Source organism: Mucilaginibacter sp. HD30 (assembly GCF_054061755.1).
On the sequence record NZ_JBSSEO010000001.1, the window covers coordinates 3,433,464 to 3,460,196 of the forward strand.

Below are 26,733 nucleotides of genomic sequence, written 5' to 3' on the forward strand. Positions count from 1 at the left end.
TAACGCTCAACAATTATTTCTGGGGGTGGTCGATACTGGCGGTATATACACCCGTCGCTCAGACCGCGATAGTTGATTGTCTTTAACGGAGATCTTTGAGATCAATACTGTGCCGGTGGCATCAGCAGGAACACGATATTTCCACTGCCTGACGCCGGGTTTTTCTAATAGGGTTTGATATTGGGTTATGGTCTTTCTTTTGTTATTTACATACACAGATCTGTAAATGCTGAAGTTTTCGCTCCTGCTTGAGGTAAACCAGATAGCTTCGTCGCCCGCTTTAGCTGTGTTTAAATTAAAATAGTTAATGTCATCGCCAACCCATTCTCCGGCCTTGCTATCAAACACATTAAAACGCCGGCTAAATTGCCCCAGCGTATGGTCGCCATCGCGGGTAATAGCTTCCAGCTGATAGAGGCCTGCTCCAAGTTTTTCTTTATTAAGTTGCAGTTTTTCATTAGTCCCGGTATTAATTACGGTATCAAGCACCAAGTCCCTCGGTTTAGCTGCCTGCGGCGTACTTTTTTCAGGAAACCATGTATTCCAATCATGTTCTTTATAATACCATTGGTCCACCAGTTTTATAGCGTTGCTGCCTTGAGGCGACTCATTCAGCTTGTATATTTTAACACGTACGTTACGCTTTAGCTTGCCCTCAAAATCATTGGTGGTTTGTATGGTTATAGCAGGCAGGCTATTCCTGTCAACTACGCCCGGCATATCAATATTTATACTAACCGGACGTGTGGTTACGGTAATCGCATCGTTAATTTCTGTACTCTCTCTCGTTAGATCAATCGCTTTCGCCTTAATATTGTAAACGTATCCCCAGGACAATGAGTCGGTTAATTGAGCTTTTGACAGGGCGGTATCATTAACGGTAATTTTTAACTCTCCCTGAGCATCTGTGTAGCCGGTAGTGTCCACCAGCCTGTCGTCATTATAGCTTATTTGATAAAAATCCTCCGGATGGTTGGATGGTAAGCCACCATTTCGGGTAATTGTATAGCTTATCGCTATGTTGTTCAAATCGCTGCCATTAAGCGACCGTAGTTTGAGCTTAATTACAAATTGCTGTCCCGGCAACAGCATCTTCTTCTGCCTTTCCATGCTCAATGCTATGCTCGGGCGCTTATATTCTTCAACTTTAAACAGGCCGCTGTTCTGATAATCTGTTTTCGGGTTGCCCACAATGTGCCATTGACCGGTGGCCGCTGTTTTGGGAATAACGAATGAGCCGGCAAAGCTGCCAAACTCATTGATAGTTAGCCGTGCCGAGTCAACTTTTTTATTAAACACGTCTAATAACTTAATATAGTCGTTACCGTTATTAAGCCAATTTTTTACAAGGGTTTTAAAAACGCCCCCGCCCAGGTTTTCTTTATTCAAAAGAACAGACTGGCCGGTTTTAGGGTGATTTGTAAAAAAGATTATTTTATAATGAATGGTTTGGCCGGGGCGATAAATGCCCCGGTCCACAAATACCTGCATCCGCACATTGTCATCATAAAATTCTGAAAGATCATCGTATTTATCCTTATTATAAATATTACTGTTGATTTGATTTCGACTTGCCGTTGGCTTATATCCTAATGTATCGCCCTTATTAATAATGGCCAGGCTATCGGCAACATTCTTTACAGTAACATAACCACTTGCCGGTACTGTTAATATCGCGCTGGTTTTGGCCTTGGTTTTTGTATCAAATGCCTGCACCCCGGCTCCTGCTAACGGAGATCCTGTTTTTCTATCAAGCACAAATACGCGATCATCTGTATTAAGCGCCACTATGCCCGTTACTTTAATACAAATGTTACTAAGTGTATCGTTTGCAGCGTTTATGGGCCTGTAACTCATCAGCAAACGGTAATACCCTGTTGGCAATGCCGCCAGTTTTAAATAAGTAGCATGTACGTTGTTGTCGGCAGGCAGGGGCATAGCAAAAGTGCCTGTACTAACAACGGGCCTTTTAATTAAAGCATCATTGGCAATGATCAGAGTATTCCCGGCCGGTTCCTTAGGGTTTATCTTTACAATGCGGTAGTAAAGGGTATCCGTATTTTTATAAGTTACTTTAAACGGAATATCATCGCCCGGAACAAAAGTGTCATCCATTTCAATGCGCAGGGCCTTTGCCTTTATTTGCGCCACCATTGTTTCCAATGGTACTTTAAAAGGGGGGTATTTTGCCATCAACAGCTTATTCTGCTCATAAAGTTGCAGCGCCCTTACCGGATAATACTGGTACCTGGTTTCAAATTGCGGCGAATAGCTATACCTGTCAGAAAAATTTTTATACCTGTTGCCTTCCTGGTTCCATAAAAGGCACAGGTGATAAATAGCAAACGCCTTTATTGCATCATATTTTGAGTTTACTTCGCTTTGCAGGTATTCAATATACCTTCTGTTAACAACGGTATCTCCCTCCACATATAAGTAAATGCTTTTACGTGCCAGGGCCTCAATAAATAGCTTTGTTTCGTCCTCTGTTCTGTGCAACACCATCCATTCCCGGTAGGCCTTTAAAGCATGTAACGCGGGTTCGTCCCGTCCCAATGATGTAAGGCTATCCACGGCGTGTATAAAGGCCGCGGAAGGCAGTGTCAATATTTTGCTGAACGTTTTATGCAGGTTAAGCGGCAAGCCCTGGCTTAATGCGGAAATAGTTACTTTTTCTAATAAAACAACATCCTCAAACCGGGTTGTAAACATTAAAAAGTCAGGATTTGAGGCCAGCCATTTAAATTGCGCCGTATCCTGAGGTTTTGGAGCAGTACCTGCAAGAGCACTATCCAACAGTTTAACTGATAGTGTGATTCGCTGAAGGAAGGTTAACCCAGTATAGTCTGTTGGTAAATTCTTAACGCGATAAGCATCCATACCAAATCTGCGTGGCCTTTGGTCAAACCGGCTAATGCGCCTGGCTTGCATAACATATAATATTGATTTTAAGGTTGATGGAGTTTTAGGCGATGCCAGCAATGTGTCGATAACTGCGCTGTTGCGGAAGTACAAAGTGTCGTCAGTTAACTGGTCCTTTACCTTAATTAAGCTGTTTAAACTGCGGGCCTGCAAAACGTAGTTGTTGGTATTAGCCGCCCGCTTGTAAAGAGCCTCAAGCGCCAGGCGGGTTTGAGCAAGGGCTTTCCTTTCTTTTACGGCGTTTTCTAAACGGGTAATTTCATCAACAGCAGTAGCGGCGGGCGTTATCTGGCCAAATGCTAAGGCGCATGGCAAAACAAATATTGCCATTGCCACATACTTAAACAGGTTAATAAGATAGGTTCTCATGCGATAGGTTTTAACTAATCGTTTGTAATTGGTTTAACTAACGATGCAGCTATAGTTACAATTCCATAAAGTAAGTACTTTTTTAGGTCAAAATACTTTCTTTATTGACGCCCACAATCATAATAGGTTTAACAACAAAACGGCCCCGCATGTGCAGGGCCGCTTTATTAACAGATATTTTACAAACTTAGGCCTGCACCGGCTGCAGATGTGTTGATATGGCTATGCGGTTCCAGGCGTTAATGGTAACTACTGCCATTATTAATTGCGCAATATAGTTCGGCTCAAATAACAGGGCGGCATTAGCGTAGGTTTCTTCGGTAAGGCCGTGCTTGCTTATCAGTGTAACTTCCTCTGTTATGGCCAATACACAACGCTCTTCTTCGGTGTAAATATGGTCTACTTCGCGCCAGGCATTCAGTAAGTAAATGCGTTGTTCTGTCTCGCCTAATTTACGCGCATCGCGGGTGTGCATATCAATGCAAAAGGCACAACCATTTATTTGCGATGACCGCATTTTTATCAACTCTTTGTGTAGCGGCGGTATTGCGCTGGTGCTTAAATATTTTTCAAGGGCAAACATGGCTTTGTACGCCTCGGGCTGTTGTTTTTGGATGTCGATTCTGGTGCTCATTGTTGTATGTTTTTTTGTTGAGACAAACATACAGCGCCCCATCCGGGCAAAAATTAAACTGGTTTAAGAAATGCGTTAACCCTGTTTTTTCTTGCGGATCTCGCTCAGGTATTCCGGCGTAAGGCCGAGGTAAGATGCCAGCATATATTGTGGTATGCGCTGAACAAAATCAGGAAAGAGGCCGCTGAACTGGTGGTACACTTCCTCTTTAGAATGATCGTGAATATATTTAATGCGCATTTGCATGGCTGCATAAGCGCGCTGCATCATCAGCCTGAAATAACGCTCCATTTTTGGCACCTGCTGAAGTAGCTCTTCCTGTTTATGATGGTCAAGCGCTACAACCTGCGCATCTTCAATAGCCTGGATGAAAAACGGCGAGGGCTTTTGCATCGTCAGGCTCATGTAATCGGCCAGCCACCAGTTCTCAATTGCAAACTGTGTTATCTGTTCGGTGCCTTTATCGGTAATATAGTACATGCGCAGGCAGCCTGTTTCAACAAAGTAATTACTGCGGCAGATCTGCCCTTCGGTTAACAGCCACGCCTTTTTCTTGATATTTAACACACGTACATGCGCGTTTACTATCCCCTCCTCATCAGCGGTAAGCGGAACAAATTTCTTAATATGTGCTACGAAAGAGGATGGCATCGTTATTCAGAATCTGCCGGTTGCTCTTCTTCCTGTTCTTCAATATCGGGTTCTGCTACCGGCTCCGGCTTTTTATACAGAAACAGAAAGATCAGGGCAATTATCTGCAGAAGGTCAATAGCCAGGGCCAAAAGGTTTATCCCAACCTTGCCCGTCCACGGTTTAATCAGGGCAATTACAAAAAACGGGATATAGATCAGATCCCATACCAGCAATATCCATTTGAGCCATGTTAAGCCGGCTCTTATCAGGTAAGCCACAACTAATGTTATGACTACAATAAGTACTTCGGGCAAGGCGGCTTCTTTTGCGGTTAAAAAATAAGCCAGCACGGTTAACAGGGCCGATGCGCGGTATAAGTTTGATGCAATAAGCAGATTGCGGTGGAGCGGTTTCATGTAGCGTTGTGAAGATCTAAAATTAGGAAAAACATTGTTGATAGCCGCATTACTTTTTAAATGCTGATTTTTGCACACATGGAAAATTTTCAGATCCAGCTTAACCAGCAACAGTTTGAATGGTTTGGCAGGCCAGATACCGACGCAGCCACATTGCTCAACAACCTGTTTGCACCCGCTACCGCCAACTACAACCAATTGGCGCTTGAGCTGCAGCGCGAGTTCAGGCAAGGCGGTTCGCCGGATGTTATGCGGATGGCTTTTGACCGTGTTGGTTACTGCGCAACAACAGGCAAAGGCAGTGTCAGAATAGTGCTTGACGTTCGTTTCACCTTTGGCTGCGAGGACAGCATTACCGAGAAAAACAACCAAACCTCTGAATGGACCTTTAAAGTTAACCCGTTAGATAAAACCATTACCTTTCAAAGCTCGCCGTTTGCCGAAGAGCGCTCAACGGCTGATGAGTTTTGAAAACAGTACCCGTATAACCCTGTTAAATAAAAAATGAACCGCAGGCTACAGTTAATAAATTGGGTAAGGGCGCAGCACCATGGGGTGCTCATTAAAGACACTTACACGCCGTATTTTGAGCATGTGCTTGCCGTGGCCAATCAGGTTGCTGAGATAACGCCCTTAACTTACGAGATCGGCATTTGTCATGACCTGTTAGAAAAAACCGCGGTCAACCAAAGCGATCTGTTGAGCCGATTAAATGCCTTTGGCTACGATGATGTAGAAGCAGAACATATCAGCAACTGCGTAGTGGAGCTAACGCGCCACTTTACCAAGGCAGAGAACCCCTTGCCTAAAAAGATGCGGAAAGCACTGGAGGACGAGCGGCTCTTGACCATCAGCGCGGATGCGCAGACAGTAAAATATGCAGATTGGGCCTACAATGCCGACTGGATGATGCTACACGACCGGCACCATGCTGCAGATTATCTGAAACACCATATGGAACTGATGGAAGCAATGACCGAAGGTGATTCCGCGCTGCGGGATAGCGTTTTAAGCCAGTTTCGGCGGCTGTTGCAGCAGTTGTAAGGTACGTTGATCTCTTTCGCCGTTGTAAAATTTGTCTAACACTTGTGCAAATACCGGGAAGGTAGCCGGCACAGCGTCAAACAAAGTCATGCACGAACGGAGTTTAAGATCATCCGGACTGCCGAAGATAGCATGTGCATCGTTGGTGTCTAAGGCAAGCAAGGCTTTGCAGATCTCCGTAAGCCTGTAACCCAGTTCCTGGTCCATTAAATAATCTGTTGCTTCCTGCAGGTTTTTAATGGCATAATGTTTAGATATATCTGTAGACCCCAAACCAGCTATCTGCGGAAAGATATACCACATCCAATGGCTGCGTTTGCGCCCGCCTTGCACCTCTCCCAAGGCCGTTTCATAGTCTTTTTTCTGCGCTTCCTTAAACCTTGTTAAATCGCTCATCACCTTGTCCTCCTTTAGTCAAGTGCTACCTGCCATTGCTGCTCATCATTCAGCATATAGCCCAGGCCATCACTCATTTCGTGCACGTCTTTCTGGTATTTTTGGCTAAAGCGAACTTGCAGCTCACCCACCGGCGAGCCGTTCTCACTTTTCAGGTAGATCAGCAGCGAAGCCATGTTGGGCGCTACGTCCTTCAATTGCTCGTAGTCGCCCTCTTTAACAAATGCCGAACTCATTTCTCCAGCTTTTTTTCAACCGCTTTGCGTTGGTTGGTCCCGGTCGATTTTTTCGCGGCTGATACTTCTTCCTTGCTGGTGCCGGTTTTTTTGGCTTCGTAACTCAATTCGTGCGGCTGTTCTGATACAGAACGGCGTTCAACTTTACTTCCTTTAGTGCTCATATTGTTGTATTAATGCTATTATTATTACAAGCCGCAAGTGAGGATGGTTTTAACTTAGAGCTAAAAAAATTGCAGTATTACACACACCCAGCCGCACAGCTGATATACCCCCCTCTGTAGAGGGCAGCGATGATAGTTATATTTTAAGATTTAAAAGGCCTCGTTCAAACCCAGAAAAAATCCCCGGGCGCCGTACCTTCCCCAGGCGTAGTCCAGGCATAAGTTGGTGCGGGTGGCTTTGTTAAACAAAACCCGCAGGCCACCGCCATAACCCGGCTGCCAATGCTCAAATAGTTTAACACCGGCATCGTCGTTAGCGGTTTGCATGTTTAAAAAGGCAACACCGCTCAAAAATTTATTATTTGTAATGGGGAAACGGTACTCCACTTCAGAGTAGTTGTATTGCGTACCTTTAAAATACGCCGTAGTATAACCCCGCCCGCTGCGGAAACCGGCGTCTTTTGCCGTACCCGGCAATTCAAGGTAAGGCAAGGCTCCACTTAACAGATACGACCCCCAGTTCCAAAAAGCTATAACATGCTCGGGGTGGTTGGTTGAAAGACTGAAATACTTGCGAAAATCAGTAGTGAACTGCAGCGCGTTCCGGCTACTGCCCATCCAGCTTTGGTTTGCGCGGAAGCCCGCGTCTAAATAGATCCCTTTATAAGCGCGGTTCAAGTTATCGCGTGTGGTATACTGCACATTAAATAACAAGCCATTTGCGGTATACCGGTCCCGCGCAAACCCGTAGCGGTCGCTGTAAATATTGTAAGGCGTTGGGTTACTGCCCGCGGTACCTTCATCAATACTGCGGCGGATATCAAACGATACTCCGGCACCAACAAAAAGGCCCTTATCAATTTCCTTATATACCTTTTCCCTAAAGTTGAAGTAGAGCGAGTGCAGCGCCCGGCCCTTACGTTCGGGATTAGCCAGTACCTCGTCGGCAGCGTTACCTGTTACGGGTGCCTGTCCAATACCCAGCCCAAAATCGGGCGTTACGGTTTTGGCCACCACCAAATTACCCTGCAGGTTCCACTTATTGCCGGGGGTGTAAATATTATGATTAATATAAAAATAGATGATGCCCTTGGTTGTGACAGAGGCTGATGTGGCCGCTACCGACATAAGCGTGTTAGGGTCGGTTCCTAATTTACGGCCAGCTACGGCTTTGATCCCTATTTGAGCGCCAATGCTGGGGTTGGCCGCCACATTGGGGATGATGGTAATGCCCGATCGCTTTTTTAGTGAGTCGGGTTTTTGTCGCGAGCGAAAAATAGCCTGAACAAGATCGCCTACATCATATTGCCCGGACAGCGATTCAACCGGTTGCGCTGTTTTTTGCAGCGAATCGGTTTTTAGCGAATCTACCGGTACGGTTTGCGCTTTGCTATAACTGTAGCAGCCCATGCAAGCTGCTATCAACAGAATTTGCCTTAAATGATATTTCAACCTCACCCCCTTGCTGTATTGCCTTTAAACTCTTCGTTTAAAACCATCATGGGTACACAATGTTTTGTTTATTGATGATTGATAAGCAAGGCTTGAACTGTCCACCCATTTCGCTTTTATCCACAACGAAGGTCAAAATCACAAGTAGTACAATTGTGGGAGCGGATGGCGGTACAATACTCAACTAATGGCTAATAGTTTCGTCACACGCCAGGCGCGTGTGACAGCGCGGGGGATAAGCCCTATTACATTATGGCCCATATTGGTGATACAACCAAACATGGGCCATAACCGATTAAAAACTTCCGGCAGGTATGGCCTCGCGGCCCTTGCGCGCTCTTACCAAAGGTTTACCTTTTAGCGCCTGCACCAGCGTAAATGTGGCCAGCAAACCATAAAGCAGACCTACCAAAATGGTTAAGGTAACATTCTTTAACACATAAAAGGACAGCAACGGCAAAACCTGTAAGGCATGCATCCCTATAAAGTGGGCCACGCGGGCATCGCCAAATTTTTTGCTCCAGTTTAAAAAGGGCAGGCCTTTGCCATGGTCATCCGGTGCGCCAATGGTGTGGCTCATGCGCGAACCCATCATGGCCCCCTCAAACGCGAATACAACAAACAGCATGATGCCCAGGCGGATGCTCCACAGGTAATAAAGAGGTAACGTTGGGAAGTCGTCTAAAAAGAAAAGCACACCAATGTAAGCAGTGTAAAGCGTAGCCACTGATGCCGCCAGCCCCATTAACGCGAACATAATTTTATAGAATTTTGTGCTGGCATTGTAATGCGACATTTGCCCGCGGGCCGCCTGCAAGCCAATATAAAACAGCTCAAAGCCCAACAACACAATGCTGGTTACATTGTAAGCTGTAGCATTAAACCCGGGCAGATAGTGCACTAACCAAGCCATCGTCCATGCGTAAATAAATATGGACAGTCCAAATTTGATGGGCTTATGCCAGGCATTAACGCCGTTAACGCGTAGGCTGCTGGTGTACGATAGCACAATAAAGGCCGCTGTTAACAACAGGCACACCCAACCAAAGTAGTAAAGCGCCAAATCGCGCTGTGCAAGTGTTTCTAAAAAGGTGATCATGATTTCTAAATTTTAAGTGACTAATTAAACACTATTGATCGCTGTATATTAAATGAACAATGTTCATTACTAAGGTAAATTTTTTTATCTCCGTTCTATCATTTTAACAAAAGCCTCAAAAGCCCTGGTCACCATCGTTTCCGGCTCGTGCAGGTTAACGCCCTTTATGCGGTCGCGAATGTGCAGGGCACACATGCCGTGTACAGTGCCCCAAATCATAAACGATGCCGCCTCGGGTTCAAGGCCGCTGAAATAGCCGGCCTCAATGCATTGGGTAACGGTGGTTTTTAGCACATCAAAAGCATTAGCGCCTTCGGGCCACTCTGCCTTATCCTGGGCCTCTAAAAAATCCATCGGGGCACGCAGACTGAACATCAAATCGTACATATCCGGGTTGTTTAAAGCGAAATTGATGTAAACCCTGCCCAAAGCCTTTAGCCGTTCCATCGGGTCGGCAACGTTAAACAGGATGTTCATTTCTGCACCCAGCTGTATAAAGCCCAGGGTATGCAGCTCGTGCAGTATGTCGTTCTTGTCTTTAAAATAAACATACACCGTGCCCACACTGTAGCTAATAGCATCTGCAATATTGCGGATGGTGGTTTGCTCAATGCCCTTCTCTACAAAAAGCTTTTTTGCTCCCTGCAAGATCATCGCTTTCAGATCTTCCTTTTCTTTTGCTTTGCGTTCGGCTGTTCCCATTGTAATGCAATGCAAATAAAATGAACATTGTTCAAAAAAGCAAATTTAATTTTTAAAGAAGGTTAGGCACGAGTAAGCGTTTACGCACTTGCCGTGTCCGACATACTCGCGCCAGCGGGGGGATAAGATATCGCTGTTTATTTTTTATGGTTTTTTTGATAGAAAACGTCGTAAAACTTTTCGTTAGACTCTTCAACTTTTTTGCGAAAATATGGTTTCACCATACTCTGTAGAAAATCTCTGTAGCCGGATTGAGGAAGCCCCTTAAGCAATAGCCCGTATGGTTCCACAATAGCTTTAGTCAGCATTTTTTGATGAGCAGCCTGTCGTATGATACTCTGCGATAAACCAGCGCTTTTTAACATTTTATATTGTTTAAAGCACTCTTCTGGCGTTGCCATCAAAATAAAGGTGAGAATCCAGTTGAAACGGTCGCTACCGAAAAACATTTGTTGTCCAAAATTCGAGTGGTAAACAGGAATAATTTTTTCAACACCAAACCTATCTATAAAAGCTTTAAGCAGGACTAAATAGTTATTTTCGTTGCCCACGCTTTTGAAGTTTTTAAGCAGAAATAACTCTGCTGTTTCCTCATGAGGCATTTCGTTTTGTAAAATAGTAACAAGTCTATCATCATTAAAACCGTTTGAGAATTCATAAGCAAACGTCGCTAGTTCTCTTAAGCTTAATGTACCACTCTTGACCACTGCTTCAAAAGATTTAAGAAACGGCTGACAAAAACGATCTACTTCGTAGATGTTTATTAAATGGCTAAATAGTACTTGGCAATGGTCAATGCTACTTTCCTTCAACGGAAATTTGTCAACAAATATGCTTTGCATTGACAACGTTATAAGATTGACAATTATCTTTTCATTAATATTTGTAAGGTATTTGAGAATTTGGAGGAAAAATAATAACGCATCGTTTCTGTTTTTTTGCAACTGTGCTTCAATAATTTTTGTAATGATTTTAGAATTGATTAAATTATTATCAATCTTACAAATAAGTAATTCAAGTACAACGGCCCAAGAAGCCAGCCCCAAATTTCGATCCAAGATATCATTGAAACGTCGCTGATTTTGACCCATGTAAAAGCTACTGAATATATAGTACGCTGTAAAATATTCCAGAAAGGTTTTGTGCGTGAATTTATTCTCGAAATAAACTGAACGTAATTTAGCAAACTCAAGGAACTCCATAGCCGCCTTGCTTGCCAATTGTTCATCTTCTATTTCTCCATTTTTCAATAGATAAGCTTTGATATGTTGCTGAACTACAAGGTTATTAATTCTCTTATTGGGGTTGTCGAATTGCCAGAAGGCAATAGAGGAGAATACTGACGCTTTGTTATTAATTTGAAGGCTGATTTTTAGTTTCTTTTCTTTTTCGTCCCGATGTTCCACGATGGTATTTGTACAACCTTCATATATCGCCAATTTGTTTGTTGGCAGTTCAAGCTCATTACGGTAGAGGATTAGAATGAGAGAAAGTAATAGAGGGTTATATTTTAATTCTTTGTCGACCTGAGTAAGCTGGGCAAGGCATCCGGCAATCTCTTTTTTTCTACGTCCGCTATCGTGTTCTTCTTGCACATACCATTTTTGCACATAACTTTCCAATTGATCCTGATTAAAATCTTTTACTTCAAGTTCGTAAAAGTCTTTAAAAGATACTTCTTCATATGATTCGAATCTACTAGTTACGACTATTCGAGTGTCTGGGTAAGTCGAGGCGAAGTTTTCAATGTCATTTCGCACATTGATCCTTTCCTGAATGTCAAATATTTCATCAATACCATCAAAAAATATTAAGCAGGGGAAATACGTTAAAATCTTGATAATCCGGCTGAGTGATATGTTGGTTTGATATTCGCCTGCCAACGTTTGCATTATGAATTCAGCAAAGCCAATGTTATTAGCAACTTTAGCTTGATTGTACTTATGCAGTTCGATACGTAACGGAAGGTATCTGTAAATATCATTATTGGAAAACACGGTTTCGTCACCCTCGAGAATTTTGCAGATTGCAAATTTGATAATAGAAGATTTTCCTGCCCCGGGATTACCGAGCACCACTAGCTTATGATCGTCGCTAAAAAAATCGTTCAGTGTTTCTGTAGCAAATTCAGCAAAAAAATCTGTTGACCAATATGTCCTTTTTACATCGGAAGCTACATGTATTTTTTCTATTATAGAATGTGCCAGTAACTCACTATTTGTTTCAAAGATAGGTATCTGATAAGTCATCTTATGACTGCGTTGATATCGTATACTAGGAAATAGATTTTTTTTAGTAAAGAGCGGTGGGACAAACAGTTCGTACAGTTCGACTTCTCTAGGCCTTCTACTGACCGATAAGCCAAAAAAATTCAATCGGGAGAAATTGTTTAGACATTTTTCGGTGTAAGAGGCTTTGAAAGTAGCAAAGTCTGAGTAGTTGAAATCTTGAGCGATTTTCAAGTCTGAAAATTGAAGTTCCAATAATTCATTAATCTTTTGAAATATAACTACGTCATTTTTACGTTTGATCAAGCCATAGATGTCAGTGGCGTCTAATATTTGAGAATTTGTATCGAATTTGATCTTTCCTTTAACAATTTTTTCAATAGGTTCCGGCGCGTAGGTTTTTTGCTTTTCCGTAAGAATGTATATGTAAACTTTGTCCACCCTTTTAAAGTGTCCGTATTTCACAAACTTGGTTAAAGTAGATTTTACCTTTTCTTGAGAATTAGTTGATGTTACCTGTACGCCAATTTTGGAAACATCATCAATCAGATCAAGGCTCTCAAAGTTTTTTCGCTCGGTTTCATTAGCATTTTTAAGTTCAGAATTAAAAACCAAGTTTAAGATCGGCAGAATGATGTTCTCAGCGTGCTGATTCAAATCGTATTCTGAATTAGCGGTAGCGATCTTCACCTGAAGCTGGAAGCGGCTTAAATAGTCTCTAATAGAAACTAGTAGTTTGGCGTGATTAGACATACAATTGAATGCAATAAGGATGATAAAAACTAAAGTTAAACAATTGTAATAATATAATGAGATTATCTATCCCCCATTTAGCGCAAGTCTTGTGAAGTAGCCCCAAGCGGTTGCCCGACTTGTGCTTGTGTTTATTTGCTCCCCCCATTTAGCGCAAGTCTTGTGAAGTGGTCCGGTGCAGTCGCCCGACTTGTGCTCGTGACGGCTTTAGAGGGCACAAGTCGCCCATCGCTACTCCCAATGCACAAGACTTGTGCCGAAGTTAAGCCTCGCCTAACCTGTGATTTATGCATAATGCACAGGTAACCTCCCATCGCCTCAACTAAATAACGCTTGCGCCTGTGCGTTCAAGTTTGTATTTTTCGGGATGAGTATCAAATATAAGTTCAATAATCCGGAGGCTTTATACTTTGTTACTTTTTCTGTAGTGGGTTGGATAGATGTGTTTACCAGGAAAGTGTATAAGGATTTACTTTTAGAAACATTGCGGTATTGTATTAAAGAAAAAGGCCTTGTAATCTATTCGTATGTTATTATGAGTAACCACGTGCACATGATAATTAGTAGAGCTGGAACACCGTCATTGTCAGACATAATGCGCGATCTTAAGAAATATTCGGCACGTCGTATACTGCAAGAGATCAATCAAAACCCACACGAAAGTAGGAAAAATTGGATGCTCCCTTTATTTGCCAAAGCGGGCAATGATAACAGTAATAACAAAATTTATCAGTTTTGGCAGCAGGATAACCATCCAATACAACTACACACCAATACAAGTGAGTTTGATAACAGGCTAAATTACATTCATCAAAACCCCGTAGAGGCGGGTTGGGTATGCGTGGCTTCAGCATATATTTATAGCAGCGCAAGTAACTATGAACACTCCACCGGCATATTGCAAGAAGTTGAGATTATATAAAGCACAAGTCGCCCATTACGCGTTGACCACTGCACAAGACTTGCGCTAAATTCCGCAAGTCTTGTGAAGTGGCCCGGTGCGGTCGCCTGACTTGTGCTCGTCGCTCATAATTAGAGGGCACAAGTCGCCCATCGCTACCCCCAAAGCACAAGACTTGCGCCAAAGTTGAGTTGGTTTACTACCTATTTAGCGCAAGTCTTGTGAAGTGGCCCGGTGCGGTCGCCTGACTTATGCTCGTCGCTCAATTAGAGGGCACAAGTCGCCCATCGCTACCCCAAAGCACAAGACTTGCGCCAAAGTTGAGTAGATACCCCCCCTATTTAGCGCAAGTTTTGTGAAGTGGCCCCGAGCAGTAGCCCTACTTGTGCTTGTGTTCATTTGCGCGACTTGCGTTTAGCCCTGGCAAGCACAATTCACCCATCGCTACTCCCAATGCGCAGGACTTGCGCCAAAGTTAAGCCACCTCAATTTTCAATTTCCCAAAACCATCCCACCATCCCGCCTGTTCCACAATTAACGGAAACTAAATTTTTGTACACTATAATTAATAAATATTATGGCAACGTTAAGCAATAAAAAGGTAGCCATCCTTACCGAGGAAGGCTTTGAGCAGGTGGAGCTGACCAGCCCCTTAGAGGCGCTGAAACAAGCAGGCGCGCAGGTAGATGTGATATCGCCCAAAAGCGGCAAAATAAAAGCATGGAACCAAACCGACTGGGGCATTGAGATAGACGTGGATAAGGAACTGAGCACGGTTAGCCCGGACGATTACGACGCGCTGATGCTTCCCGGCGGCGTACTTAACCCGGATAAACTGCGGCAGAATAAAGAAGCGATAGCCTTTGTATCGGCCTTTTTAGATGAGAGCAAACCGGTGGCGGCTATTTGTCATGGCCCACAGGTGTTGATAGAAACCGGTATGATAAGCGGCAGGAGCCTAACATCGTACCCCTCGCTGCAAACCGACCTTACAAACGCCGGCGCGCAATGGACCAACCAGGAAGTGGTGGTTGACAATGGCTTGGTAACCAGCCGAACACCAGACGATTTGCCCGCCTTCAACAAAAAAATGATTGAAGAATTTGCCGAGGGAGTGCATGCGTAGGTTGGAGATTAGTTGATTAGAGATTAGTTATTGGAGAGCGGGGTATCCCCGCTTTTTCATTAACCGGTAGGAGTACCGATTTTTACTGCCAATGGCAAAAAATTGTGTATCGTCCTGAAAAAAGTTTACACTTTTAATGATTAATCCTGTGATAAGTTTACACTTTAATTTTAGTCCTGTTATAGGTTTACACTTTTCTAAATATAAAGAATAAACTATTGTTGTTTGCTTGTTGTGTGGGAATGTGGGAAACTCCTTCAGTTTTCCATATTTCCACATGTTTTTCGTTTTTTGCTTCTTTTTTCTTTTTACTGTCTCCTTTCTTTTGTTTAAAACTGTGGTACCCGATTTCTGCAGGGTCTGTTAACCCAACTCTTCCATTTACGTTGGATCGGGCCGGTTTGCCCATGTGCCTGGTCAGGGGTCATCATATCAATGCTGCTATGCAGCCTCACGCTGTTATAAATCTCAACAGCTGTTACTGCCGACTCCCGGGCGCTTGTAAGGTGGGGATATACTTCCTTAAGTAACTCCAGCTTTAGTATTCCGTTTACTCTTTCTGCAATGGCATTATCCCTGGGATCACCGCTTTGGGTCATGCTGATAGCGATAGCGGCTTGATTTAACAAACCGATATAGTTTTCACAACAGTATTGTGAACCACGGTCTGAATGATGGATCAACAGTTCATTACCCGTCCTTTCTTTAAGCGCCATTTCCAGAGCCGCCACAGGCCCCTGAACTGATAGGTCCTTATTCATGTGGTAACCCACGATCTTACGACTGTAAGCATCTGTAACCAAACTCAGATAAGCGAATATGCTCTTTTTCAGTCGTATATAGGTAATGTCACTCACCCATAATTCTTCTGAACGGCTTAATACGATACCCTTTATCAGGTCGGGGTATTTCTTCATCCAGTGATTCGAGTCCGTTGTCCGGGGCTTACTGTGCCTACGCTTTCTGTTTAACAAACCGTTTTCACGCAGCAGGTCAAACACCCGGTCTCTGCCCCTGACGATATGATGATCTGCCATAAATGGCTCCATCATCGCATACAACTTTCGTCCTCCAAGTTTCGGTTGAAGCAGGCGGTGAGCAAGCACCTGAGCGATTATCAGGTCGTCCTCCAGTACACTTTTTCCTAATGCTTTTTGATATTGATAATACGCCTGTGGCGAATGACCAAGCAGTCTGCAAAGCTCACGAAGTCCCCGTGAGCAGCTTTGCATTTTCATTTGGACCGCCTGGTGCCATGCTTTTTTCGCAGGTCTATACCCAGCTCCTTACTGGATATATCGATCATCAGATCCTGTAACTCAATCTTCAGACGAGCTTTTCGAAGCTCCTCACGGAGCGTCTTAACATCATCCGGTAAGGTTGTGTCTTCTACTGAAATGGCTTTAATTGCTGCCGGCTTCTTTTCTTTCTTTTGCTTTGACATCACCATCCGGTGGATTTGCGCACGGGATATTCCGTACTTTTTCTCTAAAGCTCGGTAATTTAATCCCAATAAATTACGATCCATAAGTATCGATTCTGCTGTTCTTTCGTCCATCTTTGTTTACTTAATGTGTAAACCTATTTCAGGACGAGACACACTTACATAGTCATTACAGCAATATTGTCCGCCCCGGTCCGAATGATGGATAAGCCCGGGTAGTTCCCTGCGCCCTGCAATAGCCATTTTAAGCGCCTTTACTGTCCCTTCGGCTGACAGGCTATTGCTTAAATGAAACCCAACTATCTTACGGCTGTATGCATCAGTTACTAAACTCAGGAAAGCATCTTTATGCTGTAATGCCATATAGGTTATATCGCTCACCCATACCTGGTCGGAAGCGGTGAGAGTGACATCTTTGATCAGGTTGGGATGTTTTTTCATCCAATGGCTAGAATTGGTTGTGCGTACTTTATGTCTGCGGCGTTTATTGAGCAGCTCATATTTGCCCAGCAGCTTAAAAAAGGCATCCATGCCCATCTTTATTCCCCGATTAACAATAAAACCTTTGATTAAAAAATACAGTTTACGGCCACCTATGCGAGGCTGCAACCGGCGGTGTTTGAGCACCTGCTGAACAATGAGATCTTCTTGTAATGGCTCCTTTTCCGCTTGTGAACGTTGTTTGTAATAAGCCTGACGGCTGTGGCCAGACAGTAAACATAGCAGCAATAAACTACGCCCGCTGCTTTGCTCTATTCTCATGACTGCCTGGCTCCAGCTTTTTTTCGGATATCGGTACCAAACTGTTCATCCGAGATATCGATCATCGCTTCCAGCAGCTCAACCTTAAGCTGGCTTAAGCGCAAGGCTTCCTGTAGCTCCTCTACAGTAACCGGCATTTCCTTTGATTCCAAAATAGCTTTGGAATACTTTAAAGGGTGGTTCTTTGTTTGTCTTTGATATGCCATAACCCATCTTGATATGGTAACACGGCCATAGCCATACTTCATGGCTAATTTACGTGTACTTGTGTCTCCTAACAAATATTCTGCTATAATCTCTTGCTTGTTTCTATTTTTGCTCATGGTTGACCTTTTTTGTCAACCCATTTCACGACAAGTCACATTGGGACAGAAAAATGAAATTTTCCAGTAGTTTGGTTATCAGGCGATTAAAGCAACCGCACAGCTAATTTTCCTGACGAATAAGTAGTCTCACTTTGTCCCACCAGAAAATACAAATTGTTTACTGTCAATGGTTTACTAAAAATACTGTCCCACATTGTCTCGAACTGTCTCACACCCGCGTGGGACAGTTCAATCCACCTTCCCTTGACTAACAGCGCCGTTTATCCTGCGCCATATGTTAAGCGGGTTGCCGTTTTGCAGCTCTTCGGGCAGCAAAGCGTTAGGCATATTTTGATAAGCCACCGGCCGTGTAAAGCGGAAGATAGAAGCCGTACCCACAGAGGTAGCCCGCGAGTCGGAAGTGGCAGGGAACGGTCCGCCGTGCACCATGGCGCTGCTCACGTCAACCCCCGTAGGGAAGCCGTTGATGATGATGCGCCCCACCTTGAGCTCCAGTATGTCTATCAGCTCTTTATAAGCTTCCAGGTCGGCAGGTGTGCCATGTATAGTAGCCGTTAAATGGCCCGAAAGGTTGCGGGCTATATTCAATATCTCGTCTTTTGAGGTAGCCTCCACCACAATACTCTCCGGCCCGAAGATCTCTTCGGCCAGTGTGGCATCCGCCATAAACACGCTGCTATCGGTCTTAAACAATATCGGCGAGCCTACATTCAACCCTTCGGATGTTTGGCCCTTAGAAAGCGTCTCAACACCCGGATGGGCAGCCCTGTGCTGCACTCCCGTATTGTAAGCCCCTGATATGTTAGGTGCCAGCATTACCCCCCCTATACTTTGCTGGAAGTGCTCCTGCAGCTTGTTGGCAAAGTCCTCAGCATCTTTAGATTTCTCGTATAGCAAGATGCCGGGGTTGGTACACAATTGCCCCACGCTCGCGGTAACAGATGCGGCGAAGCCTTGCGCAAAGTTGTCGGCCTCGTTCTTAGCAATCTCCGGCAAAACGAACACCGGGTTAGAGCTGCCCATTTCGGCATACACCGGGATCGGTTCGGCGCGCTGCATGGCCATATCAAATATTGCCTTGCCGCCACGGTAAGAGCCGGTGAACCCTACCGCCTTTATAGCAGGATGCACCACCAATGTTTTGGCTACGTCTAATCCGTTATCATATAGATGCGAGAAAACGCCATCCGGCATGCCTGTTTTTAAAGCGGCGCGCTGTATGGCCTTGGCCACCATCTCGCCTGTTGCTGGGTGTGCAGGATGCGCCTTTACTATCACCGGGCAACCGGCGGCAAGGGCAGAAGCGGTATCTCCGCCTGCTGTAGAGAACGCGAAAGGGAAATTGCTTGATCCAAATACCAGCACCGGCCCCATAGCAATCTGCATAAATCGAACATCTGGCTTTGGGCGGGGAGTGCGGGTTGGGTCGGCTGTTTCAATGCGGGCATCCAGCCATGAACCTTCGCGCAGCAAACCAGCAAACATTTTGAGCTGGTTAATGGTGCGGCCAAGCTCGATGGTAAGATTAGCTTTTAACAGGGCGGTCTCGGCCATGCACATAGCTAACAGGTCATCGCCTATGGCGGTCATTTCGTGCGCAATGGCATCAAGAAAATCAGCCTTTTCAAAACCGGACTTTTTGCGGTAAACCAGAAACGCTGCAGCCGCTTTGGTGGCAGCTTCTTCAACTTCGGCAAGGGTTGCTGTGCGAAAATCGGCGATCTTCTCGCCGGTGGCAGGGTTGGTTGACTGCCAAAGAACATCGCCCCCGGCCTTAATTTCAAAACCTATGATCTGTTTTCCTTCAATCATGATAGTATAAATTAACGCCGGGGGCGTGTTGATATTTTTAAGAAGTAACGGTGTTGCTCAGTGTGCCAATACCTTCAATTGAGATATTAACAACGTCGCCAACCTGCAAGGTAAATTCATCCTGAGGAATGATGCCTGTACCTGTCATCAGGAACACGCCGTATTTAAAGTCTAATTCCCTAAACAACCAGCTGGCTAATTCGCTGTGCTTGCGTTTCATTTGGCTGATAGCGATAGACTCGGTAAATGCTACCTCGCTACCTCTTTTAATCTCTAAAGTAATAACCGCTTCAGGGTTAATAGGTGCATCGCTAACATAAACACATGGGCCAACAGCGGCAGAGCCTGTGTATGATTTTGCCTGCGGCAGATACAAAGGATTTTCGCCTTCAATATCTCTTGATGACATATCGTTACCAATAGCATAACCTTCAATGGTTCCGGCAGAGCACATAAATAAAGTTAGCTCAGGCTCTGGTACGTTCCATTTTGAATCTTTACGGATGCGAACATCAGCTCCGGTACCAACCGTACGGTAAGCAGGTGCTTTAAAGAAAAGCTCCGGCCTGTCTGCATTGTAAACACGATCATAAAAAGTACCGCCACCGGCATCTTTTGATTCTTCTATACGTGCAGTACGGCTGCGGAAATAAGTAACGCCCGAAGCCCATACTTCCTGATTAACTAAAGGAGCCAAAACTTCGCCGTTAATTGCATCAGCTAATGATGAATCAGCGGTTAAGCTGCCTATTTCTGCAGATACAGCGGCAAATAAGCCTTGTCTGTTTATAAAAGTATCCCAGTTGGTTTGGTTTGAAAGAAAGTATTGCCCTTCGTTATCTATGACAATGCCGCGTTTGGTGTTGTATATCTTCACTTTGCAGTAGGTTAAATTAAGTGGCGAATATAGGGCTTATTGATAATAAACCCAATAATACACAGCGTAAAAACAATATTACGTTTCAATTACGCAGCCAAAACGCCGTCAATTATACGCTCCATGTCTTCCAGGTCAAATGGCTTTGCTATATACGCTTCGGCACCGGCCTGTTTGGCTAATAATTGAATGTCGCTGTTGGCAGAAAAATAAACAACAGGAATGTTTTTAAGCGTATCGTTGCTTTTAAGCGCCTGTGTTGCTACTATACCGCCCGTGTCGGGGATCCAGTTATCCATCAAAATAACGTGGGGCATAACGGAGCTTACCTTATCAATAATCTGGTTGCAGTCTGTAAAAACATGCACATCCCAGCCTTGTTCTTCAAGCACGTAGGTGCAAACACTTAAAATATCTTCATCATCATCAAAAATGATGATCTTTTTACCGTTAAACTTCATTAACATATGCAGTTTGGTTGCTTCATAGGGGCCGTGAAGCTATACATAACTATAAAGAAAAGCAAATTTTTTGTCGTGAGAAAAATTTTTTCTGATGATCAGAACGCCACGTAGGCCAGCTGGGTTACCTGCTTTGTACTCCTGTTGGCGTCGGCAATAACAAGAGCGCCTTTTTTAAATAAGGTGATTCCTTCCCAATTGTGTCTAAAGCCATCAAAAACCGCCACTTGTTTCCAGTTTTTTTTACGATGATTTTTTAGGTAGACAATACGGGCAAAAGTCTTGCTCTTTAAATAACCGGGGTTGTTATTCAGGCTGTCTTTAAGTGACGGGATAAGGCGACTAATACCCTTCTCCGCATTTTTAACTATACCGTTGTCCAGATACTTTTCATAATCTCCATCCCAAAAATAATTCATGGCATAAATACCACCATTGGGCGCTGTAACCGCATCTGTATTACGGAAATATAGAAAAGGTGTTTTAACAGGCTCCGGCGCTTTGGTTAACGATGTATCTATTAAATAAGCCAGGTTTTCATTCGCGGCGTTAAATTCATAAAATGCAATTAGCTTATTTATACCGGGTAACCATGTAATGCTTTCGTATCCGGCGTTGCTAATGTAAAAGGGCCTTTTTAAAGCCAGGTAGTTTTTAGGGTCTATAGTGATCTCTTTTTTAGCTGTGTCTATAACTCCCCTCACTAAATAGCAATTCGCAACCGTATCAACAGTTTCAATGGCCATATAAACAGATGTGCCCACAAAAGTGAGCGTTTCAAAACCCTGGTAAGTGTTCTTTATAAAATCGGGCAGTTTGTTAAGGTTGCGTACTTTGAAGGCATTGAAAGATGTTAAGGCTGTGTCTTTGCCTTCTATAATGCGGCTTATGCTATCGGCGCGCAAACTGTAAAGGTCAAACTTGCCGTCAAGTCCGGTTTCTTTTGAGCTGCCGTATTGTGGTAAAACATATATGCGGTTACCTAACTGCGCCATGCCCGAAAACTCCTCATTAACGCCTTGTAGTGCAAGAGGCAGAGGGATAATTTTGTATTTGCCCTGCCCGCTGGCCACATTTGCAACTATAATTAATAAAGCAATAAGCGGCAACAGCAATGCATTTTTTTTATAACCCGGCATAACGTAAAAATAACCATCTGCCATATATCTCATGCGGCATCAGTGTAATTTTAATCAAATAATAACGCGTTGTTAACAGCAAACGTTAAGCGATTTAAGGTCTTAAAACTTCTCCCGTAAAAAACAAAAAGTCCACCCAATTAAGGGTGGACTTTTCATAAATGTAGTAGTAATATACATTTATGAGGGTTATTAAGATCAGTTAATGAGCGCAAGATATACCATATTTTGTGAATTTTATAATTTTAATTAAAAAAAAGCCATTTGCCGGAAATATTTTCATTAATAAATCAATTTCATGATAAAAATTATAGAATATTATACATATTTTTACATTGAGCCAATAAAACGATTACGATAGCTGCCGAATTTGGGCTAAGATTGTAACTAAATTCACTGAAAATGAAAAAAAGCAAAGCCATATGCGACCAAAACAATTGTTTTCTGTTTCATAACTGCATGAAGGAGTGGCATCCGGCAATTTTGCAAAATCAGAAGACCTTTAGAGTAAAAAAAGGCGAGGTTATTTTTAAAGAAGGGGACGAAGTTAAAGGCGTTTTCTTTGTTAATTCAGGAAATGTAAAGGTTCATATAAAGTGGGATGCCTACAAGGAACTCATTGTAAGGTTTGCTAAAACGGGGTCTATTGTTGGCCATCGTGGTATAGGAAGCAGCACCGGTTATCATGTATCGGCTACGGCGTTAGAGAATAGCGTGATCTGTTTTGTTGACATTGATTTTTTTGAAGCAACCTTAAAAGTCAATACAGAATTCACCTATAACCTTTTACATTTTTTTGCCAGCGAGCTTCGGGATTCTGAAAGGAAAATGCGCAACCTGGCTCACATGTCTGTTAAGGGCCGCGTGGCAGAGTCACTGCTGCTGCTGCAAAAGCAATTTGGTGTAACACACGACGGGTTTATTAATATTGATCTGAGCAGACAGGACCTGGCTTCGTTCTCAGGCGCCACTTACGAAACGGTTTTCAGGGTAATAAACGAGCTGGTGAACGAAAAGCTGGTTTCGCTTTCGGGCAAAAGCATTGCTATAATAAATCAGCAAGGGCTGTCAAATCTTACTGTTTTAGATAGCTAAGGGTTATTAACATGTGTAGCGTAGCAGGTAGAGTGCTGCACCCTGCTACAAAAATGTAAGGTGCTAATTGCTTGGGGATTAAAGTGTAGCTTACAAAGAAAGCATTTCCACAACTTTCAACAGATCAGTATTTAAATCGATATTGTGTTTCACAGCACGCTCAAACGAGGTGTAAATAATACTGTTGTGAATTAGCCCAGCCATTTCATTGCGATGCCCGTTTCTTAACACTTCAACAGCGGCAACGCCTAAACGGCTTGCTAAAACGCGGTCCATACAGGTAGGTTTTCCACCCCGTTGTATGTGGCCCAATACTGATATGCGGGTATCGTAATTAGGATATTTTTCTTTGATGATACGGCCTATTTCAAAAGCCTCACCGGGCTCTTCGCCTTCGGCTACCACTACAATTTTTGAAGCTTTATCCTTCCGTCCCATTTCAAGGCGCGAAAATAAGGCAGGCATATCAGACCGTGTTCCAGGAATCATCATAGCCTCGGCACCAATGGCGATACCTACACGCAGAGCAATCAAACCAGAGTCAGCGCCCATCACCTCAACAATAAACAGGCGGTCGTGCGATTCAGCAGTATCCCTGATCTTATCTATCGCTTCAATTGCCGTATTAATGGCAGTGTCGTATCCAACGGTAAAGTCGGTGCCCAATAAATCGTTATCAATAGTGCAGGGAACACCAATTATAGGCATATCAAATTCGCGACCCAGATCTTTAGCACCAATAAAAGTACCGTTACCCCCAAGCGCTATCAGGCCATCAATGTTTCGCGACTTAAGTTGTTCAAAGGCTTTTTTACGACCGGCAGGCGTTTTAAACTCTTCGCTCCGACCGGCTTTTAGAATGGTACCACCACGTTGTATAATGTTGGAAACAGATTTGCGGTCCATATCAATAAATTCGCCGTTTATCATTCCCTCGTAGCCACGGCGTATGCCAACAACCTCCAGATCATACAGCACCGCGGTGCGAACAACCGCCCTTATGGCAGCATTCATACCCGGCGAATCACTTCCCGACGTAAAAACGCCTATTTTCTTTATCTGAGTCATGCTGATCTGCGAAGAAATTTATTACTAAATCGAATTCGCCGCAAATTACGTTATTTTTTTGCCGCCTGTAAAGTTTTATAAGCAGAAATTCCGCTGTCGAGGTATTTTACGAACTCGGGAATATCAAAGATGGCACCTTGTGGTGGAACAAGGGTTTGGCCGTTTTCATCAATAATAACATAAAACGGTTGCGCGTTAGAGTTGTACTTAGATATCTCAAAATCCAGCCATTTGCCCCCAAGCGTGGCAATACGCTTTTTAGTAACCGGCGAGGTATATTGTTCGGCAGCGGGAAGTTCAGTTTTGTCGTCTATTACCAATTGTAACATAACAAATTCATTTTGAAGGCGCTTTAGCACCTCCGGGTCCGGAAATACGTTTTGCTCCATTTGGCGGCAGTTAACACAGTTCCAGCCGGTAAAGTCAATAAGTACCGGTTTATGCAGTTCTTTGGCAACAGCTTTGGCCTGGTCAAAATCATACCACTCATCAAGGCCTTTTACTTTTGGCAGGCGCTTAAAAAGTTCCTCATATTTCTTTTCTTTTATTGATGTGGTATTACTAACAGCCGGAGTAAATGATGTACCGGCAGATATATCAAAATCTTGTGTACTTAACGGTGGCAATAACGCACTTACTGATTTAAGCGGCGCTCCCCATAAACCGGGAACTAAATAAACCGTAAAAGCAAAAACACCCATGGCTATAAATGTTCTGGGGATGGAGAGATATTCAACAGGAGAATCATGTGAGAACCTGATCTTGCCTATAAGATAGAGGCCCATTAATAACCCGATTGCTATCCAGAGCGATAGTACTATTTCGCGGTCTATCAAATTCCAGTGGTAAGCCAGATCTACGTTTGATAAAAACTTTAATGCGAAAGCTATCTCTATAAATCCTAAAACCACTTTTACGCTGTTTAGCCACCCGCCAGATTTTGGTAAGCTTTTTAAAGCCGATGGGAACATGGCGAACAAAGTAAAAGGAAGTGCTAAGGCCAAGGAAAACCCGAGCATACTTATAGCAGGGCCAATTCGCTCGCCCTTAACGGCGGCGTCAAGCAATACTGAACTAACTAACGGCCCGGTGCAAGAGAAAGACACCACAACCAGTGTAGCGGCCATAAAAAATATCCCCGCAAGCCCGCCTTTGTCTGAGTTTTCATCCAGTTTATTGGCAAGAGAGCTGGGTAAAGTGATCTCAAACGCACCCAGGAAAGATATGCCGAAGGCAATAAGCAGGAGAAAGAAAAAGAAGTTAAAAATACCATTAGTGGCCAGCCCATTAAGAGCAGCCGGCCCGAAAACAACTGCCACCAGTATGCCAATAAAAACATATATAAATATGATGCACAGACCATATAGTACCGAATTAAGTATTCCTTTACTTCGGCTCCCGCCTTTTTTTGTAAAAAACGAAACAGTTAAGGGCAGCATTGGGTAAATACACGGCATTAAAAATGCAGCGAAGCCGCCTAAAAAGCCCGCTATAAATATTGTCCACAATGATTTTGGAGCTTGTATTGCAGCAATAGGAGTGACAGCGGGTGTAACGGCTTTTACCACTTGCTGAGTATCTGTTACGACACTCTCCAGGCTATCTGTGGCCGTGGTTATGTCTGTAAAAACCATGCCGGCGGTATCAGTATCCTGTGCGTGCACAATAGTTGTGCTACACAACCATAGCAAAACCACAAAAAGCCAGATGCCGGCTGATTTAAAAGAAAACTTTTCTAAACGTATAAAACTCATGCTATTATTTTACGGGCACAGGTATATTAAAGGTGGCTTCATCTGGTGGTAAACAGGTCTTATCATTACAAACTCCAAACGCCAATTTGCATTTTACCGTTAAAGCAGCGGTTGATTTAAGCTTGATCTGTTGTTTAAATAAAACTTCCTTTTCAAATGAGCCCACATTCATTTTAAAAAACTTATCAAACTTTGTCAGCGCCTTTGGCTCAACGGTTTTGCCTGCTAAATTATATCCTTTCGATGGTGCAAATTTAAATTCGGTCTTTGTTGGTCCGCCTTCTTCAATGTGTTGCGAATATATGTGCCAGCCTTCATCAATAGTTGCTTTTAAAAATATTGTGGCCGCTGTAGGGCTTATGCGTTTAGCCACACAACTCCATTTTACGTGATTTTCAACAGGGGGAGGCGTGGTAAAGTTTAAAAAAAGTAGGGTTGCAACGGCTAAAAGCTTTATCATGTTACTTCTTTACAGGCAAGGGTACAGTAAAAGCAATTTCGTCGGGCGGAAGACATTTATGATCATTACAAACCATAAACTCAAGTTTACCTTTTACAGTTGCAGCACCCGCCGATTTCAGTTTTACTTTTTGCTCAAATACTACTTCTTTCTCAAAATAGCCAATATTCATTTTAAACTGCTTATCAAATTTAACAACAGCTTTAGGCTCTGCAGTTTTGCCAACCAGGCTGTATTGTTTTGATGGAGTAAATGAAAACGAAGTTTTTATAGGGCCGCCTTCTTCGATATACTGCGAGTATACATGCCAGCCATCCTCTACCGTTGCTTTAATATAAACCGTTGCCTCGGTAGCACTTGTTCTTTTTGCGGCATAGGCCCATTTTACCGGGTTTTCAATCTGCGCAAATACGCCTAAGCTTAACATTAATGCGGCCGTTAGGGCCAGTATCTTTTTCAT

General features: G+C 43.6%; 28 protein-coding genes. 5 read left to right on the top strand and 23 right to left on the bottom strand.

What is annotated here, in order from left to right; all coding sequences use genetic code 11:
• Positions 1-6 precede the first annotated feature (6 nt).
• The 4 genes from ACVW2L_RS16335 to ACVW2L_RS16350 form a co-directional block, all read right to left on the bottom strand.
• A complete protein-coding gene (locus ACVW2L_RS16335; RefSeq protein ID WP_457129023.1) occupies positions 7-3,291 on the bottom strand; it encodes an MG2 domain-containing protein in 3,285 nt (1,094 codons plus the stop codon).
• A 187-nt stretch (positions 3,292-3,478) separates the two neighbouring features.
• Positions 3,479-3,925: a carboxymuconolactone decarboxylase family protein gene (locus tag ACVW2L_RS16340; protein WP_457129024.1), complete on the bottom strand. Its 447-nt coding sequence runs from the start codon at positions 3,923-3,925 to the stop codon at positions 3,479-3,481.
• Between the two features lie 75 nt (positions 3,926-4,000).
• The gene (locus tag ACVW2L_RS16345) at positions 4,001-4,576 is read right to left on the bottom strand and encodes a Crp/Fnr family transcriptional regulator (RefSeq protein WP_457129025.1); all 576 of its coding nucleotides are present in this window, start codon (positions 4,574-4,576) and stop codon (positions 4,001-4,003) included.
• Between the two features lie 2 nt (positions 4,577-4,578).
• Positions 4,579-4,974, bottom strand: a complete 396-nt coding sequence (locus tag ACVW2L_RS16350; protein ID WP_457129026.1) for a hypothetical protein — start codon at positions 4,972-4,974, stop codon at positions 4,579-4,581.
• Between the two features lie 78 nt (positions 4,975-5,052).
• Between ACVW2L_RS16350 and ACVW2L_RS16355 the strand changes: the two genes are divergently transcribed.
• Together ACVW2L_RS16355 and ACVW2L_RS16360 are read left to right on the top strand one after the other, a co-directional pair.
• The gene (locus tag ACVW2L_RS16355; protein ID WP_457129027.1) at positions 5,053-5,445 is read left to right on the top strand and encodes a hypothetical protein; all 393 of its coding nucleotides are present in this window, start codon (positions 5,053-5,055) and stop codon (positions 5,443-5,445) included.
• Between the two features lie 33 nt (positions 5,446-5,478).
• Positions 5,479-6,018 carry a hypothetical protein gene (locus ACVW2L_RS16360; protein WP_457129028.1) on the top strand — a complete coding sequence of 180 codons (540 nt, stop codon included), beginning with the start codon at positions 5,479-5,481 and terminating at the stop codon, positions 6,016-6,018.
• Here the strand turns inward: ACVW2L_RS16360 and ACVW2L_RS16365 are convergent.
• The 7 genes from ACVW2L_RS16365 to ACVW2L_RS16395 all read right to left on the bottom strand — a co-directional run bounded on the left by ACVW2L_RS16365 (position 5,983) and on the right by ACVW2L_RS16395 (position 13,048).
• A complete protein-coding gene (locus ACVW2L_RS16365; protein WP_457129029.1) occupies positions 5,983-6,414 on the bottom strand; it encodes a DUF1810 domain-containing protein in 432 nt (143 codons plus the stop codon). The genes ACVW2L_RS16360 and ACVW2L_RS16365 overlap by 36 nt on opposite strands.
• A gap of 14 nt (positions 6,415-6,428) precedes the next feature.
• Positions 6,429-6,650: a hypothetical protein gene (locus ACVW2L_RS16370; protein WP_457129030.1), complete on the bottom strand. Its 222-nt coding sequence runs from the start codon at positions 6,648-6,650 to the stop codon at positions 6,429-6,431.
• Positions 6,647-6,814 (bottom strand): DUF3606 domain-containing protein, encoded by a 168-nt coding sequence (locus ACVW2L_RS16375; protein ID WP_457129031.1) that lies wholly within the window; start codon positions 6,812-6,814, stop codon positions 6,647-6,649. Before ACVW2L_RS16375 ends, ACVW2L_RS16370 begins: the two co-directional genes overlap by 4 nt.
• A gap of 150 nt (positions 6,815-6,964) precedes the next feature.
• Positions 6,965-8,272 (bottom strand): BamA/TamA family outer membrane protein, encoded by a 1,308-nt coding sequence (locus tag ACVW2L_RS16380; RefSeq protein WP_457129032.1) that lies wholly within the window; start codon positions 8,270-8,272, stop codon positions 6,965-6,967.
• 289 nt (positions 8,273-8,561) lie between these two features.
• Positions 8,562-9,365: a hypothetical protein gene (locus ACVW2L_RS16385; RefSeq protein WP_457129033.1), complete on the bottom strand. Its 804-nt coding sequence runs from the start codon at positions 9,363-9,365 to the stop codon at positions 8,562-8,564.
• Between the two features lie 84 nt (positions 9,366-9,449).
• Positions 9,450-10,067: a TetR/AcrR family transcriptional regulator gene (locus ACVW2L_RS16390; protein WP_457129034.1), complete on the bottom strand. Its 618-nt coding sequence runs from the start codon at positions 10,065-10,067 to the stop codon at positions 9,450-9,452.
• 137 nt (positions 10,068-10,204) lie between these two features.
• Complete coding sequence (locus ACVW2L_RS16395; RefSeq protein WP_457129035.1) at positions 10,205-13,048, bottom strand: SMEK domain-containing protein; 2,844 nt, start codon at positions 13,046-13,048, stop codon at positions 10,205-10,207.
• Positions 13,049-13,415: 367 nt separating this feature from the next.
• Here ACVW2L_RS16395 and ACVW2L_RS16400 point away from each other — a divergent pair, with 367 nt between their 5' ends.
• Both ACVW2L_RS16400 and ACVW2L_RS16405 read left to right on the top strand, forming a co-directional pair.
• Positions 13,416-13,970, top strand: a complete 555-nt coding sequence (locus tag ACVW2L_RS16400; protein ID WP_457129036.1) for an REP-associated tyrosine transposase — start codon at positions 13,416-13,418, stop codon at positions 13,968-13,970.
• A gap of 556 nt (positions 13,971-14,526) precedes the next feature.
• Positions 14,527-15,075, top strand: a complete 549-nt coding sequence (locus ACVW2L_RS16405; RefSeq protein WP_457129037.1) for a type 1 glutamine amidotransferase domain-containing protein — start codon at positions 14,527-14,529, stop codon at positions 15,073-15,075.
• A 329-nt stretch (positions 15,076-15,404) separates the two neighbouring features.
• Here ACVW2L_RS16405 and ACVW2L_RS16410 read toward each other — a convergent pair whose 3' ends face one another.
• From ACVW2L_RS16410 to ACVW2L_RS16445, 8 genes are all read right to left on the bottom strand, one after another.
• Positions 15,405-16,313, bottom strand: coding sequence for an IS3 family transposase (locus tag ACVW2L_RS16410; protein WP_457128789.1), 909 nt, complete (start codon positions 16,311-16,313; stop codon positions 15,405-15,407).
• A complete protein-coding gene (locus tag ACVW2L_RS16415) occupies positions 16,310-16,633 on the bottom strand; it encodes a hypothetical protein (protein ID WP_457126385.1) in 324 nt (107 codons plus the stop codon). Before ACVW2L_RS16415 ends, ACVW2L_RS16410 begins: the two co-directional genes overlap by 4 nt.
• Before the next feature lie 6 nt (positions 16,634-16,639).
• Positions 16,640-17,281 carry a DDE-type integrase/transposase/recombinase gene (locus ACVW2L_RS16420; RefSeq protein WP_457129038.1) on the bottom strand — a complete coding sequence of 214 codons (642 nt, stop codon included), beginning with the start codon at positions 17,279-17,281 and terminating at the stop codon, positions 16,640-16,642.
• Positions 17,278-17,604: a hypothetical protein gene (locus tag ACVW2L_RS16425; protein WP_457127556.1), complete on the bottom strand. Its 327-nt coding sequence runs from the start codon at positions 17,602-17,604 to the stop codon at positions 17,278-17,280. The genes ACVW2L_RS16420 and ACVW2L_RS16425 overlap by 4 nt, the downstream gene beginning before the upstream one ends.
• A 231-nt stretch (positions 17,605-17,835) precedes the next feature.
• Positions 17,836-19,419 (bottom strand): aldehyde dehydrogenase (NADP(+)), encoded by a 1,584-nt coding sequence (locus tag ACVW2L_RS16430; RefSeq protein WP_457129039.1) that lies wholly within the window; start codon positions 19,417-19,419, stop codon positions 17,836-17,838.
• A 37-nt stretch (positions 19,420-19,456) separates the two neighbouring features.
• Positions 19,457-20,296, bottom strand: coding sequence for a fumarylacetoacetate hydrolase family protein (locus ACVW2L_RS16435; protein WP_457129040.1), 840 nt, complete (start codon positions 20,294-20,296; stop codon positions 19,457-19,459).
• An 89-nt stretch (positions 20,297-20,385) separates the two neighbouring features.
• A complete protein-coding gene (locus ACVW2L_RS16440) occupies positions 20,386-20,757 on the bottom strand; it encodes a response regulator (RefSeq protein ID WP_457129041.1) in 372 nt (123 codons plus the stop codon).
• A gap of 98 nt (positions 20,758-20,855) precedes the next feature.
• Complete coding sequence (locus ACVW2L_RS16445) at positions 20,856-21,929, bottom strand: hypothetical protein (RefSeq protein WP_457129042.1); 1,074 nt, start codon at positions 21,927-21,929, stop codon at positions 20,856-20,858.
• Positions 21,930-22,298: 369 nt separating this feature from the next.
• Here ACVW2L_RS16445 and ACVW2L_RS16450 point away from each other — a divergent pair, with 369 nt between their 5' ends.
• Complete coding sequence (locus tag ACVW2L_RS16450; protein WP_457129043.1) at positions 22,299-22,991, top strand: Crp/Fnr family transcriptional regulator; 693 nt, start codon at positions 22,299-22,301, stop codon at positions 22,989-22,991.
• A 90-nt stretch (positions 22,992-23,081) separates the two neighbouring features.
• On the opposite strand, the gene pfkA is transcribed toward ACVW2L_RS16450, so the two are convergent.
• The 4 genes from pfkA to ACVW2L_RS16470 are packed head-to-tail and all read right to left on the bottom strand — an operon-like array spanning position 23,082 to position 26,733.
• A complete protein-coding gene (gene pfkA, locus ACVW2L_RS16455) occupies positions 23,082-24,059 on the bottom strand; it encodes a 6-phosphofructokinase (RefSeq protein ID WP_457129044.1) in 978 nt (325 codons plus the stop codon).
• 50 nt (positions 24,060-24,109) lie between these two features.
• Positions 24,110-25,813, bottom strand: coding sequence for a protein-disulfide reductase DsbD family protein (locus ACVW2L_RS16460; RefSeq protein WP_457129045.1), 1,704 nt, complete (start codon positions 25,811-25,813; stop codon positions 24,110-24,112).
• A gap of 4 nt (positions 25,814-25,817) precedes the next feature.
• Entirely contained in the window at positions 25,818-26,273 is a 456-nt protein-coding gene (locus ACVW2L_RS16465) for a protein-disulfide reductase DsbD N-terminal domain-containing protein (protein WP_457129046.1), read from the bottom strand.
• Between the two features lies 1 nt (position 26,274).
• Positions 26,275-26,733 (bottom strand): protein-disulfide reductase DsbD N-terminal domain-containing protein, encoded by a 459-nt coding sequence (locus ACVW2L_RS16470; RefSeq protein ID WP_457129047.1) that lies wholly within the window; start codon positions 26,731-26,733, stop codon positions 26,275-26,277.

Excerpts from the sequence above, each read along its gene's own strand:
- ACVW2L_RS16395 (WP_457129035.1), bottom strand. The coding sequence starts at position 13,048 with ATGTCTAATCACGCCAAACTACTAGTTTCTATTAGAGACTATTTAAGC.
- ACVW2L_RS16440 (WP_457129041.1), bottom strand. The coding sequence starts at position 20,757 with ATGAAGTTTAACGGTAAAAAGATCATCATTTTTGATGATGATGAAGAT.
- ACVW2L_RS16410 (WP_457128789.1), bottom strand. The coding sequence starts at position 16,313 with ATGAAAATGCAAAGCTGCTCACGGGGACTTCGTGAGCTTTGCAGACTG.
- ACVW2L_RS16360 (WP_457129028.1), top strand. The coding sequence starts at position 5,479 with ATGAACCGCAGGCTACAGTTAATAAATTGGGTAAGGGCGCAGCACCAT.
- ACVW2L_RS16405 (WP_457129037.1), top strand. The coding sequence starts at position 14,527 with ATGGCAACGTTAAGCAATAAAAAGGTAGCCATCCTTACCGAGGAAGGC.
- ACVW2L_RS16445 (WP_457129042.1), bottom strand. The coding sequence starts at position 21,929 with ATGAGATATATGGCAGATGGTTATTTTTACGTTATGCCGGGTTATAAA.
- ACVW2L_RS16370 (WP_457129030.1), bottom strand. The coding sequence starts at position 6,650 with ATGAGTTCGGCATTTGTTAAAGAGGGCGACTACGAGCAATTGAAGGAC.
- ACVW2L_RS16365 (WP_457129029.1), bottom strand. The coding sequence starts at position 6,414 with ATGAGCGATTTAACAAGGTTTAAGGAAGCGCAGAAAAAAGACTATGAA.
- ACVW2L_RS16345 (WP_457129025.1), bottom strand. The coding sequence starts at position 4,576 with ATGCCATCCTCTTTCGTAGCACATATTAAGAAATTTGTTCCGCTTACC.
- ACVW2L_RS16465 (WP_457129046.1), bottom strand. The coding sequence starts at position 26,273 with ATGATAAAGCTTTTAGCCGTTGCAACCCTACTTTTTTTAAACTTTACC.
- ACVW2L_RS16420 (WP_457129038.1), bottom strand. The coding sequence starts at position 17,281 with ATGAGAATAGAGCAAAGCAGCGGGCGTAGTTTATTGCTGCTATGTTTA.
- ACVW2L_RS16450 (WP_457129043.1), top strand. The coding sequence starts at position 22,299 with ATGAAAAAAAGCAAAGCCATATGCGACCAAAACAATTGTTTTCTGTTT.
- ACVW2L_RS16470 (WP_457129047.1), bottom strand. The coding sequence starts at position 26,733 with ATGAAAAAGATACTGGCCCTAACGGCCGCATTAATGTTAAGCTTAGGC.
- ACVW2L_RS16385 (WP_457129033.1), bottom strand. The coding sequence starts at position 9,365 with ATGATCACCTTTTTAGAAACACTTGCACAGCGCGATTTGGCGCTTTAC.
- ACVW2L_RS16375 (WP_457129031.1), bottom strand. The coding sequence starts at position 6,814 with ATGAGCACTAAAGGAAGTAAAGTTGAACGCCGTTCTGTATCAGAACAG.
- ACVW2L_RS16400 (WP_457129036.1), top strand. The coding sequence starts at position 13,416 with ATGAGTATCAAATATAAGTTCAATAATCCGGAGGCTTTATACTTTGTT.
- ACVW2L_RS16350 (WP_457129026.1), bottom strand. The coding sequence starts at position 4,974 with ATGAAACCGCTCCACCGCAATCTGCTTATTGCATCAAACTTATACCGC.
- ACVW2L_RS16425 (WP_457127556.1), bottom strand. The coding sequence starts at position 17,604 with ATGAGCAAAAATAGAAACAAGCAAGAGATTATAGCAGAATATTTGTTA.
- ACVW2L_RS16460 (WP_457129045.1), bottom strand. The coding sequence starts at position 25,813 with ATGAGTTTTATACGTTTAGAAAAGTTTTCTTTTAAATCAGCCGGCATC.
- ACVW2L_RS16340 (WP_457129024.1), bottom strand. The coding sequence starts at position 3,925 with ATGAGCACCAGAATCGACATCCAAAAACAACAGCCCGAGGCGTACAAA.
- ACVW2L_RS16390 (WP_457129034.1), bottom strand. The coding sequence starts at position 10,067 with ATGGGAACAGCCGAACGCAAAGCAAAAGAAAAGGAAGATCTGAAAGCG.
- ACVW2L_RS16355 (WP_457129027.1), top strand. The coding sequence starts at position 5,053 with ATGGAAAATTTTCAGATCCAGCTTAACCAGCAACAGTTTGAATGGTTT.
- ACVW2L_RS16335 (WP_457129023.1), bottom strand. The coding sequence starts at position 3,291 with ATGAGAACCTATCTTATTAACCTGTTTAAGTATGTGGCAATGGCAATA.
- ACVW2L_RS16430 (WP_457129039.1), bottom strand. The coding sequence starts at position 19,419 with ATGATTGAAGGAAAACAGATCATAGGTTTTGAAATTAAGGCCGGGGGC.
- pfkA (WP_457129044.1), bottom strand. The coding sequence starts at position 24,059 with ATGACTCAGATAAAGAAAATAGGCGTTTTTACGTCGGGAAGTGATTCG.
- ACVW2L_RS16415 (WP_457126385.1), bottom strand. The coding sequence starts at position 16,633 with ATGGACGAAAGAACAGCAGAATCGATACTTATGGATCGTAATTTATTG.